The organism is Citrobacter sp. wls718, from assembly GCF_005280945.1.
GTDB classification, from domain to species: Bacteria; Pseudomonadota; Gammaproteobacteria; order Enterobacterales; family Enterobacteriaceae; genus Citrobacter; species Citrobacter gillenii.
This window is the reverse complement of record NZ_SZWV01000068.1, coordinates 67,535-79,270: the sequence shown is the minus strand read 5'-3', so window position 1 is coordinate 79,270 and position 11,736 is coordinate 67,535. Positions and strand designations below refer to the sequence as shown.

Below are 11,736 nucleotides of genomic sequence, written 5' to 3'. Positions count from 1 at the left end.
CCGCTCGACGGCGCGCAGATTGCCCTGAACGGTCAGGAAGCCGAAAACCAGTTCGTCGGTTGCAACTGCGGCATCATGGATCAGCTGATTTCCGCGCTGGGCAAGAAAGATCATGCGCTACTGATCGACTGCCGTACGCTGGGTACCAAAGCGGTCTCCATGCCTGAAGGCGTCGCCGTGGTGATCATTAACAGTAACTTTAAGCGTACGCTGGTCGGCAGTGAGTACAACACCCGTCGCGAGCAGTGCGAAACCGGCGCGCGCTTCTTCCAGCAGCCCGCGCTGCGTGATGTCAGCCTTGAGGCATTCAACGCCGTCGCCCATGAGTTGGACCCGATCGTCGCCAAACGCGTCCGCCACGTGATCACCGAAAATGCCCGTACCGTGGAAGCCGCTGATGCCCTGGCAAAAGGTGACCTGCTGCGCATGGGCCAGTTGATGGCGGAATCTCACGCCTCCATGCGCGATGACTTTGAAATTACCGTGCCGCAAATTGATACCCTGGTGGAGATCGTCAAAGCGACCATCGGCTCCCAGGGCGGCGTGCGCATGACCGGCGGCGGCTTCGGCGGCTGCATTGTGGCGCTGATCCCTGAAGCGTTGGTTCCTGCGGTACAGCAGGCTGTCGCTGCGCAGTACGAAGCGAAAACAGGTATCAAAGAAACCTTCTATGTGTGTAAACCTTCACAAGGAGCCGGACAGTGCTAAACGAAATTCCCGTCATGGCCCCCGATGGCCAGCCGTTTCGTCTGCTGACCCTGCGTAATGACGCAGGGATGGTGGTCAACCTGATGGACTGGGGCGCAACGCTGTTGTCGGCCCGCATTCCTCTGAGCGATGGTAGCGTGCGTGAAGCATTGCTCGGCTGCGCCAGCCCGGAGCAATATCCTGATCAAGCTGCGTTTCTGGGGGCATCGATTGGCCGCTACGCGAACCGTATCGCCAACAGCCGTTACACCTTCACTGGTGAAACCATTGAATTACTGCCAAGCCAGGGTGAAAACCAGCTGCACGGCGGGCCGGACGGTTTCGATAAACGTCGCTGGCAGATAGTGAATCAGAATGATCGTCAGGTGCTGTTCGCACTGACCTCTGACGATGGCGACCAGGGTTTCCCTGGCCACCTTTGCGCGACAGCGCAGTATCGCCTGACCGACGACAATCGCATTTCAATCACCTATCGCGCGACGGTCGATAAGCCCTGCCCGGTGAATCTGACCAACCACGTTTATTTCAACCTCGACGGTGATAAAACCGATGTCCGTCAGCATAAGCTGCAGATCCTCGCCGACACGTATCTGCCGGTTGATGCGATGGGTATCCCACACGAGGGCCTAAAGCCGGTGGCGGGCACTTCTTTTGACTTCCGTACGCCAAAAGTTATCGCCAGCGAATTTCTGGCCGATGACGATCAGCGCCACGTAAAAGGTTACGATCACGCCTTCCTGCTACAGGCACAAGGTGATGCCCGTAAGCCGGTCGCGCTACTGTGGTCGCAGGATGAAAAATTGCAGATGGAGGTCTACACCTCGGCCCCGGCTTTGCAGTTCTACTCCGGGAATTTCCTCGGCGGCACGCCGTCCCGTGGCCCAGAGGCGTACGCCGACTGGCAAGGTCTGGCGCTGGAAAGCGAGTTTCTGCCGGACAGCCCGAACCATCCGGAATGGCCGCAACCGGACTGCTTCCTGCGCCCGGGCGAAGAGTACGCCAGCGTGACGGAATACCGGTTTATTCCGGCCTGACGACTAACCATGACGAGTCCAGTATCGGGCTCGTCGTTTATTGCCCTCCCCCAACCTGCTCAAAGCCTCACCACCAAAAGCCAAAATCGCAACCTTGAGTTCACAAGAACCTTACACTGTGCAGCTATTTTCGCTATGGTTATGCGTAAGCATTGCCGCTGACGCATTACGGCAATATAATGAGAACTATTATCATTCAATGTGGTTTATAGGAGTGAGTGTATGGCTGTAACTAAGCTGGTTCTGGTACGTCACGGTGAAAGTCAGTGGAACAACGAAAACCGCTTTACCGGTTGGTACGATGTTGATCTGTCCGAGAAAGGCGTAGGCGAAGCAAAAGCGGCGGGCAAACTGCTGCGAGAGGAAGGCTACAGCTTCGATTTTGCTTACACTTCTGTGCTAAAACGTGCCATCCACACCCTGTGGAACGTACTGGATGAACTGGATCAAGCGTGGCTTCCGGTTGAAAAATCCTGGAAGCTGAACGAACGTCATTACGGCGCTCTGCAGGGTCTGAACAAAGCCGAAACCGCTGAAAAATACGGTGACGAGCAGGTTAAACAATGGCGTCGTGGCTTCGCGGTAACACCGCCGGAACTGACCAAAGATGACGAACGCTATCCGGGGCACGATCCGCGTTATGCTCAACTCACTGACAAAGAGCTGCCGGTTACCGAAAGCCTGGCGCTGACCATCGAGCGTGTTATCCCTTACTGGAACGAAACCATTCTGCCGCGCATGAAAAGCGGTGAGCGCGTGATTATCGCCGCTCACGGTAACTCCCTGCGTGCGCTGGTGAAATACCTGGATAACATGGGAGAAGATGAAATTCTGGAACTGAACATTCCGACCGGCGTACCGCTGGTGTATGAGTTCGACGAAAACTTCAAGCCAATCAAACGTTACTATCTGGGTAATGCTGACGAGATCGCGGCAAAAGCGGCCGCCGTTGCCAACCAGGGTAAAGCAAAGTAATTTCTTCGCTGAATATAAAAAAGCGCGGATTATCCGCGCTTTTTTTATTTCGCCGCTACCAGGCAGTCTGCGCAGAAAAGCCTGATGGCGCTACGCTTATCAGGCCTACGAGACTCGGTTAGCCGCGACGCGTTTTGACCGCGTTTGCCAACTGGCGTAACACCGCATCAGTATCTTCCCAGCCAATGCAGGCATCAGTAATGCTCTTACCGTAGGTCAGCGGCTCGCCGCTATCCGGATTCTGATTACCTTCCACCAGATGACTTTCAATCATCACGCCAATAATCGCTTTCTCACCGCCAGCAACCTGTCCGCAAACGTCTTTCGCGACATCCATCTGCTTTTTAAACTGCTTGCTGGAGTTTGCATGGCTAAAGTCAATCATCACCTGCGGGGACAGACCTGCTTTAACCAGCCCTTCCTTCACGTCTGCAACGTGCTGAGCACTGTAGTTCGGCTCTTTACCACCGCGCAGAATGATATGGCAGTCACCATTACCACTGGTATTCACAATGGCTGAATGACCCCATTTGGTCACCGACAGGAAACAGTGCGGCGCGCCAGCGGCGTTGATGGCATCAATGGCCACTTTGATCGTACCGTCGGTCCCGTTTTTAAAGCCAACCGGGCAGGAAAGACCGGACGCCAGCTCACGGTGAACCTGGGACTCCGTCGTGCGTGCGCCAATAGCCCCCCAGCTCATCAGATCGGCCAGGTACTGTGGGGTGATCATATCAAGGAATTCACCCGCTGCTGGCAATCCGCTGTCGTTAATATCCAGCAGCAACTTACGCGCAATGCGCAGGCCATCGTTGATCTGGAAGCTGTTATCCATATGCGGATCGTTGATCAGCCCCTTCCAGCCTACGGTGGTACGCGGCTTTTCAAAATAGACGCGCATGACGATTTCAAGCTCGTCTTTAAGCTCATCACGCAGCGCCAGCAGGCGAGCGGCATAGTCTTTGGCGGCCGCCGGATCATGAATCGAGCACGGCCCGATCACAACCAGTAAGCGATCGTCGCTGCCTTTCAGAATTTTATGAATCGCTTTGCGGGCGTGAGCAACCGTATTTGCGGCATTTTCAGTAGCAGGGAATTTTTCCAGCAGTGCGACCGGGGGGAGTAACTCGTTGATCTCTTTAATGCGTAAATCGTCGTTCTGATAATTCATGATTATTCCAGCGTTGCCATACTTATATAAATGAATGCAATCCCTCCAATCTATATCTTCAGTTCTAAAGTGTAAACGGGGTTTTACACTTTGGACGGATTAATCCTGGAATAAGCCAAAAAAACGCAATAAAGTAGCGATAAACGAGATCCAAACTACAATTTATAACTGCAACAGCTTATTTTTTTATTAATTTCAATATTCTATGCTGGTTTTAATTTTCATACTGAAATAGTTAACTACCTTCTGAGGATTTAACTGGCACATGCACTGTTGGAAGAGGTTATCCGACATATCGACCATAACAGGAGCATATTATGCAAATGACAAAGCTGGCCTCACTCTTTCTTACTGCCACTCTTAGCCTCGCCAGCGGCGCGGCGTTGGCTGCAGACGCAAACACGCAGTCAAATAACGGTCAGGCGAATTCTTCGGCGGATGCCGGGCAAACCGCACCGGACGCACGCGAGAACGTGGCACCGAATAATGTCGACAACAACAACGTTAATTCGGGCGGCACCATGCTGCATCCGAACGGTTCATCAATGAATCATGAAGGGATGACCAAAGACGAGATGCACAAAAACTCAATGTGCAAAGACGGTCGTTGTCCGGATATCAACAAGAAGGTAGAGACCGGAAACGGTATCAACAATGACGTAGACAACAAAACCGACGGCACCACCCAGTAAAGCTAAAAATATGGCTAATAACGGGAGAGCAAAAGCTCTCCTTTTTAATTTTGTCAGCCCAAACCCGGTATGATGTCATACAGTAATGATGAGAATAACAAAGGGATGACATTATGGCGCACTCACATACCCCCACTTCCCCTGACCTGCCCAAAGATAATAACGCCCGTCGACTGCTGTTCGCCTTCTGCATTACGGCGGGATTTATGTTCGTGGAGGTGGTCGGCGGGATCCTGTCAGGCTCGCTGGCGCTGCTGGCGGACGCCGGCCATATGCTGACAGATGCAGCCGCTCTGCTTTTTGCACTGCTGGCTGTCAGGTTTGCTCGCCGACCGCCGACCATCCGACACACGTTCGGCTGGCTGAGGCTCACGACGCTGGCCGCGTTTGTGAACGCTATCGCGCTAGTGGTGATCACCATTTTAATCGTCTGGGAGGCGATAGAGCGCTTCTATACCCCACGACCGGTAGCTGGCGGCATGATGATGGTGATTGCCGTGGCAGGTTTACTGGCTAACGTTCTTGCCTTTTGGGTGCTGCATCGCGGGAGCGAGGAGAAGAACCTCAATGTTCGCGCCGCGGCCTTGCACGTAATGGGCGATTTACTGGGGTCGGTTGGCGCGATCATCGCGGCGTTGATCATCATCTGGACCGGCTGGACGCCAGCGGATCCGATCCTGTCGATTCTGGTTTCCGTGCTGGTACTGCGTAGCGCCTGGCGGTTATTGAAAGATAGCGTGAACGAATTACTCGAAGGCGCACCGCTGTCACTGGATATTCCCGCGCTACAGCGCCACCTCAGCCGGGATATTCCTGAAGTTCGCAACGTGCACCATGTGCACGTCTGGATGGTGGGTGAGAAACCGGTGATGACGCTACATGTGCAGGTGGTTCCCCCGCACGATCACGACGCATTGCTGGAACGCATTCAACATTTCCTGACGCATCATTATCAGATTGAACACGCAACGATCCAGATGGAATATCAGCCATGCAACGGACCGGACTGCCACCTGTATCAGGGACTGTCCGGCCATTCACATCACCATCACTAATGGGAGAGCGCGCGTGAGCCACGTTCGCGCGCGCTGTTCATCCACATCCTGCTGCCGTTAAGCGCAATAACGGTGAGGATCATGTATTCCAGCGACATCGCATACACGCCTTGCAGGGCGAAGATCACCACGCTGATGACGTTAATGATCACCCACAGTAGCCAGTTTTCGACGTATTTCCGCGTCATCAGGATCATCGCCGCAATCGACAGCACCATCATGCAGGAATCCCAGAACGGGAATGCATCGGGTTGCAACTCAGGTGCGGCAACCTGTAATCCCAGCCCTTGCATAATGTTCACGGCCATACGGGTCAGAAACGCGAAGACCGGATCGATAAATACCGTCATCAGACCAATCGCCACCACGCAAGCCGCCAGCCAACTTAGCGCTTTCGGCAGCGGCAGCCAGCGAATTTTCAGCTCAGCCTCATGTTGGCTGGTTTGTCGGGACCAGGCATACCAGCCGTAGATATTGGCGGCAAAAAAGAACACCTGTAATAACAGGCTGGCGTAGAGTTGGATCTGAAAGAAGATGATCGCAAACAGTGTGACGTTTATCAGACCAAAGACGTAGTTGCTGATTTTCTCAAGGCTTGCCAAACCAATGCACAGTAAGCCGGCAACGGTCCCCACTGCTTCAATCCATGACAGGTCGTATCCCCCCGCGCCAATCGGGATATGAACCAAAATATTCTGCGTGCTAAAAAAATCCATCTTTTCCCCCAGAGCAATAATTTATTTAAGCTCGTAGTGTAGCCGCAAATTCCAGCATGCGGTTTAACGGCAATAGTGCCCCTTCTCGCAGCGCGTCATCAACCTGTATCTCATGGGCTGCCCCACCTTGCTCAAGGCCCTCTGCAATCGCTTTGAGGCCGTTCATCGCCATCCACGGGCAATGCGCACAGCTGCGACAGGTTGCCCCTTCGCCGGCAGTCGGGGCTTCAAGCAACTCTTTGTCCGGCACAGCCTGCTGCATTTTGTAAAAAATACCCCGGTCAGTCGCCACGATAAGCTGCTTATGCGGTAACGTTTTTGCCGCGTTGATGAGCTGACTCGTCGACCCCACGGCATCGGCCATATCGACTATTGATTGAGGCGATTCAGGGTGTACCAGCACGGCTGCGTCGGGATATAACCCTTTCATGCGCGTTAATGCCTGTGTTTTGAATTCGTCATGGACGATACAGGCCCCTTGCCAACAAAGAACATCGGCCCCGGTCTGTTTTTGCACGTAGTTGCCCAGATGCTTGTCCGGAGCCCAGATGATTTTTTCACCTAAACTATCCAGGTGCTCAATAAGTTCAACCGCAATGCTGGATGTCACCACCCAGTCCGCACGCGCTTTCACTGCCGCCGACGTGTTGGCATACACCACGACGGTGCGGTCCGGATGCGCATCGCAAAATGCACTGAATGCGTCGATTGGACAGCCCAGGTCTAAGGAACATTCCGCCTGCAGCGTTGGCATCAAAATGGTCTTTTCCGGGCTGAGGATTTTAGCCGTTTCGCCCATAAATCGGACCCCAGCCACCAGCAGCGTAGAGGCCGAATGCTTTGAGCCAAACCGCGCCATCTCCAGCGAGTCAGAAATGCATCCACCGGTTTCCTCAGCCAGCTGTTGGATCTCTGGGTCGGTATAATAGTGCGCCACCATCACAGCATCGCGCTCTTTTAGCAGGCGTTTGATTTTCTCGCGATAAAATTGTTTTTCATCTTCGCTCAGCGGCAGCGGCTTAGGCGGAAACGGATAAATTGCGGCTTCAGGGTCAAACATCACGCTCATCATGCTTTCTCGTTTTACTGGCTTAACGAAATAACCGAGTAAAAGCGTGACGTACGCCATAATCGGTTAGATTTGTTTTATATGCTAAACAAGATAGCGGATTGGCGTAAAAAAGTCACAATAATTGCGTTGGACAATGCCGGATGGCGACTGGCGACCCGAACCTGCTGCAGGTTCGAATCTTTGAATTCCGTACATAGCAAAAAGGCGCCTTTAGGGCGCCTTTTTACATTGGTGGGGCGTGCAGGATTCGAACCTGCGACCAATTGATTAAAAGTCAACTGCTCTACCAACTGAGCTAACGCCCCCATATGGGGTTTACTGCTTTACTCTTTTCAGGAACCCACCGCGATATTGGTGGGGCGTGCAGGATTCGAACCTGCGACCAATTGATTAAAAGTCAACTGCTCTACCAACTGAGCTAACGCCCCATACGGGTGTTGCCTGAAATATTTTTTACTCGGAACCACCAAAAATAATTGGTGGGGCGTGCAGGATTCGAACCTGCGACCAATTGATTAAAAGTCAACTGCTCTACCAACTGAGCTAACGCCCCGAGTGGTGGGTGATGACGGGATCGAACCGCCGACCCCCTCCTTGTAAGGGAGGTGCTCTCCCAGCTGAGCTAATCACCCGATACTACGCTGGATACTGCTTACTGCTAAGTTAGTGGTGGGGCGTGCAGGATTCGAACCTGCGACCAATTGATTAAAAGTCAACTGCTCTACCAACTGAGCTAACGCCCCACTTTTTTTGCCGCTTTCGGGCTGTTTGATATCCCTTGGCAACGGCGGCATATATTACTGATTTCAGATTTTAGCGCAACAAAAATTTCGATGTAAATAACTCAACTGCTTAGGAATCACACGACGCGACCAGAAATAACACGACTTCTGGTCGCATGGTGCGCATTACATCGCGCCGAGGCGTTTTTGCGCTTGTTTCGCGCCATCAGTACCAGGGTATTTAGTGATAACCTGTTGATAAACCGCTTTGGCTTTTTCTTTATCACCTTTGTCCTGCATGATGACGCCAACTTTGTACATCGCGTCTGCAGCCTTCGGTGATTTCGGGAAGTTTTTAACTACCGATGCAAAATAGAACGCCGCATCATCTTTTTTACCCTTGTTGTAATTCAACTGTCCCAGCCAGTAATTCGCATTCGGCAGGTAGGTAGAATCAGGGTAATTTTTGATGAAGTTCTGAAATGCTTCAATCGCGTCATCCTGGCGGGATTTATCCTGCACCAGCGCAATTGCCGCATTGTAATCGGTATTCGCATCGCCAGAGCTTGCTGGAACGCCTGACGTCGCTGCTGCGCCTGCACCCGACGCAGGGGCCGCAGCCCCGCTCTGGTCGCCCGCTGCTGGCTGCGCCGCTGGCGTACCACCGCTGCTAAGACTGTCCATCTGCGTCAAAATCTGCTTCTGGCGCTCAACAACCTGATTCAGTTGATACTGACTTTCCTGAATTTGACCACGCAGGGAATCAATATCGGACTGGTTATCGGAGAGTTGTTGCTGGAGTTGGGTTAAAAGCTGACTGTGAGCGTTAGAAATACGCTCGAGTTGAGTGACACGGTCTTCGACCGAGCCTGAGCCGACACTACTGATTGGCGCCTGTGCAAAAGCGGCCCAAGGGGCCGCTATGCCAACCAGTAACGACAGACTCAACAGGTGATGTCTGAAGTTACTGCTCATGCAATTCTCTTAGTAAACCAGTACGGCACGACGGTTTTTGGAGTAAGCCGCTTCGTCATGACCCAGTACTGCAGGTTTTTCTTTACCGTAAGAAACGATGGAGATCTGGTCAGCAGAAACGCCTTTACCCTGCAGGTACATCTTAACGGCGTTCGCACGACGCTCACCCAGGGAAATGTTGTACTCAGGAGTACCACGTTCGTCCGCATGACCTTCTACGGTGACTTTGTAAGACGGGTTGCTACGCAGGAAGTTAGCGTGCGCATCCAGCATTGCAGCGAAGTCAGAACGGATATCGTACTTGTCCAGATCAAAGTAAACGATGTTGTTCTGCTGCAGCTGTTGCATCTGCAGACGCGCTTGCTCTTCGGAGGACATGTTGCCGCTGCCGTTTGCATCCATACCAGTGCCGGCACCCAGCATGCCTTCGCTGCCGTCATTGCTGGCGTTCTTGTTAGAAGAACATGCCGCAATAGCCATAACAGGCAGAGCAATCATCAGCCCTTTCAGCACTTTGTTCAGTTGCATTTCAATGATTCCTTTATTAATCAATTATTTATTATCACAGATACGGCGACCAGGCAGGGAATTTAACCTGACCATCGGTTGCCGGAAGACGCGCCTTGAAACGCCCATCTGTAGAAACCAAATTCAGCACGGATCCCATCCCCTGAGAAGAGCTGTAGATTACCATAGTGCCGTTAGGTGCCAGACTTGGCGTTTCATCCAGGAACGTTGACGACAGAACTTGTACGCCACCCGCTACCAGATCTTGTTTGGCAATGTGTTGCTGCCCACTGTTTGAGCTTACCATTACCATAAATTTACCGTCGCTGCTGACATCCGCATCCTGGTTTTGCGAACCTTCCCAGGTTATGCGCTGCGGAGCACCGCCGTTGACATTAACTTTGTATACCTGCGGACGTCCGGCCTGGTCAGACGTGAAGGCCAGGTTTTGGCTGTCCGGGAACCAGGTTGGTTCCGTGTTGTTGCTGCGACCATCAGTGACCTGACGGATTTGGCCAGAGCCAATGTCCATCACATACAGATTCAGACTACCGGTTTTAGACAGGGCAAATGCCAGTTTGCTGCCATCCGGAGAGAATGCTGGCGCACCGTTGTGACGCGGGAACGACGCAACCTGACGCACTGCGCCGTTAGACAGCGTCTGGATAACCAGTGCAGAACGACCGCTTTCAAAGGTTACGTAGGCCAGTTTAGACCCGTCCGGAGACCATGCCGGAGACATCAACGGCTGCGGAGAGCGGTGAACCACAAACTGGTTGTAGCCATCGTAGTCAGACACGCGTAATTCATACGGGAACTGGCCACCGTTAGTCTGAACAACGTACGCGATACGGGTACGGAATGCGCCCTTAATACCGGTCAGTTTTTCAAACACTTCGTCACTGGCAGTATGGCCCGCGTAACGCAGCCACTGCTTGTTCACTTTGTAGGTGTTCTGTGCCAGTACGGTACCCGGTGCACCACCGGTATCCACCAGCTGATAAGCCACGCTGTAGGAACCGTCCGGATTCGGCGTAACCTTACCGACTACTACGGCATCAATACCCAGCGCAGACCATGCCGCAGGCTGAACTTCTGCCGCAGTGCCCGGCTGCTGAGGCAGACGAGACCGGTCTAATGGGTTGAATTTACCGCTGTTACGCAGGTCAGCGCCCACGATACCACCGATATCTTCAGGTGCAGCACCCGGCCCTGCCCACTGGAACGGGACAACACCAATCGGGCGCGCCGAGTCCACCCCTTGGGTGATCTCGATACGTACTTCTGCATGCAGCACCGCTGCCCACAGCATCAGAAAACCAAATGCTACTCGTAATGCCTGCTTCATCATATCTCCCTTATCTGGACCAAAAGCCCACGATAATTTAGCAGAATGTTAACAAACTCAAATACACAAAACTACCAGAACTCTGTCTCAACCTTAGACTGTTTTCGTCCGAAAATACGGAAAAACGGTTACAGTTTAAAATCCAGTTTGGCGTCTTTTATCTTTTCGTAAACAGCCTGGTTAGGCGGTTTAGGAATACTTGCCGATCTCGCCGCCGCTAACGCGGCCTGGCATAGTGCAGGATCTCCACCTTCAGATGTCACACTCTTTAATCGTCCATCTGGTGCCAGGTTAATGTGCAGTACGCATTGTTTACCCTGGTAGAGGCCCGCATCAAACAGACGGCTCTGAATCGCGACCTGAATTTGCTTCGCATAAGCGCTGATATCAGCACCTGTTGCGCCACCATTCGCACCACTTGTACCACTGTCTTTCGACGGTTGTCCGCTACCTTTCGCGCCACCACCTGATTTCGGTGCATTCTTACCGGAGCTTAAATCACCGAACAGCTCGTCAACGCCAGAGGCAGCAGCGGCTTTCTCCGCCGCGGCTTTTTTGGCAGCAGCGGCTTTATCAGCGGCAGCTTTCTTGTCTGCGGCGGCCTTTTCTGCAGCGGCGGCTTTCTTGTCTGCTGCCGCTTTTTCGGCTGCAGCTTTCTTATCAGCAGCGGCCTTTTCAGCGGCGGCAGCTTTCGCGGCTGCGGCTTTCTCTGCAGCTGCAGCGGCCTTCTCTGCGGCGGCCTTCTCGGCAGCAGCTTGCTT

12 protein-coding genes and 5 tRNA genes are annotated in these 11,736 nt (G+C 53.0%); 5 read left to right on the top strand and 12 right to left on the bottom strand.

The window, feature by feature from the left end:
• The 3 genes from galK to gpmA all read left to right on the top strand — a co-directional run.
• On the top strand, positions 1–708 hold a 708-nt coding region (galK, locus tag FDW95_RS23820; protein ID WP_249359081.1), incomplete at its 5' end, for a galactokinase.
• Positions 702–1,742, top strand: a complete 1,041-nt coding sequence (galM, locus tag FDW95_RS13040; RefSeq protein ID WP_115259027.1) for a galactose-1-epimerase — start codon at positions 702–704, stop codon at positions 1,740–1,742. The genes galK and galM, both read left to right, overlap by 7 nt.
• Before the next feature lie 222 nt (positions 1,743–1,964).
• Positions 1,965–2,717, top strand: coding sequence for a 2,3-diphosphoglycerate-dependent phosphoglycerate mutase (gene gpmA / locus FDW95_RS13035; protein ID WP_096757810.1), 753 nt, complete (start codon positions 1,965–1,967; stop codon positions 2,715–2,717).
• 118 nt (positions 2,718–2,835) lie between these two features.
• On the opposite strand, the gene aroG is transcribed toward gpmA, so the two are convergent.
• On the bottom strand, positions 2,836–3,888 hold the full coding sequence (gene aroG, locus FDW95_RS13030; protein WP_115259029.1) for a 3-deoxy-7-phosphoheptulonate synthase AroG: 1,053 nt from the start codon (positions 3,886–3,888) through the stop codon (positions 2,836–2,838).
• A gap of 317 nt (positions 3,889–4,205) precedes the next feature.
• Between aroG and FDW95_RS13025 the strand changes: the two genes are divergently transcribed.
• Together FDW95_RS13025 and zitB are read left to right on the top strand one after the other, a co-directional pair.
• Positions 4,206–4,580, top strand: coding sequence for a YbgS-like family protein (locus tag FDW95_RS13025; protein WP_115259030.1), 375 nt, complete (start codon positions 4,206–4,208; stop codon positions 4,578–4,580).
• 113 nt (positions 4,581–4,693) lie between these two features.
• Positions 4,694–5,635, top strand: a complete 942-nt coding sequence (gene zitB / locus FDW95_RS13020; protein WP_115259031.1) for a CDF family zinc transporter ZitB — start codon at positions 4,694–4,696, stop codon at positions 5,633–5,635.
• Here the strand turns inward: zitB and pnuC are convergent.
• The 11 genes from pnuC to tolA form a co-directional block, all read right to left on the bottom strand.
• Positions 5,632–6,351: a nicotinamide riboside transporter PnuC gene (gene pnuC, locus FDW95_RS13015; RefSeq protein WP_096757814.1), complete on the bottom strand. Its 720-nt coding sequence runs from the start codon at positions 6,349–6,351 to the stop codon at positions 5,632–5,634. The two genes, zitB and pnuC, sit on opposite strands and share 4 nt — an antisense overlap.
• Before the next feature lie 25 nt (positions 6,352–6,376).
• On the bottom strand, positions 6,377–7,420 hold the full coding sequence (nadA, locus tag FDW95_RS13010; protein ID WP_115259032.1) for a quinolinate synthase NadA: 1,044 nt from the start codon (positions 7,418–7,420) through the stop codon (positions 6,377–6,379).
• A gap of 232 nt (positions 7,421–7,652) precedes the next feature.
• Positions 7,653–7,728, bottom strand: a tRNA-Lys gene (locus FDW95_RS13005).
• A 47-nt stretch (positions 7,729–7,775) separates the two neighbouring features.
• A tRNA-Lys gene (locus FDW95_RS13000) sits at positions 7,776–7,851 on the bottom strand.
• Between the two features lie 49 nt (positions 7,852–7,900).
• Positions 7,901–7,976, bottom strand: a tRNA-Lys gene (locus tag FDW95_RS12995).
• 3 nt (positions 7,977–7,979) lie between these two features.
• A tRNA-Val gene (locus FDW95_RS12990) sits at positions 7,980–8,055 on the bottom strand.
• Positions 8,056–8,090: 35 nt separating this feature from the next.
• Positions 8,091–8,166, bottom strand: a tRNA-Lys gene (locus FDW95_RS12985).
• Positions 8,167–8,331: 165 nt separating this feature from the next.
• Positions 8,332–9,120: a cell division protein CpoB gene (gene cpoB, locus FDW95_RS12980; RefSeq protein ID WP_096757816.1), complete on the bottom strand. Its 789-nt coding sequence runs from the start codon at positions 9,118–9,120 to the stop codon at positions 8,332–8,334.
• A gap of 9 nt (positions 9,121–9,129) precedes the next feature.
• Positions 9,130–9,648 carry a peptidoglycan-associated lipoprotein Pal gene (gene pal, locus FDW95_RS12975; RefSeq protein ID WP_006685431.1) on the bottom strand — a complete coding sequence of 173 codons (519 nt, stop codon included), beginning with the start codon at positions 9,646–9,648 and terminating at the stop codon, positions 9,130–9,132.
• Between the two features lie 34 nt (positions 9,649–9,682).
• Positions 9,683–10,975: a Tol-Pal system beta propeller repeat protein TolB gene (gene tolB / locus FDW95_RS12970; protein WP_096757817.1), complete on the bottom strand. Its 1,293-nt coding sequence runs from the start codon at positions 10,973–10,975 to the stop codon at positions 9,683–9,685.
• A 128-nt stretch (positions 10,976–11,103) separates the two neighbouring features.
• Positions 11,104–11,736: cell envelope integrity protein TolA (gene tolA / locus FDW95_RS23815; protein ID WP_249359078.1), on the bottom strand; the 633-nt coding region annotated here is incomplete at its 5' end.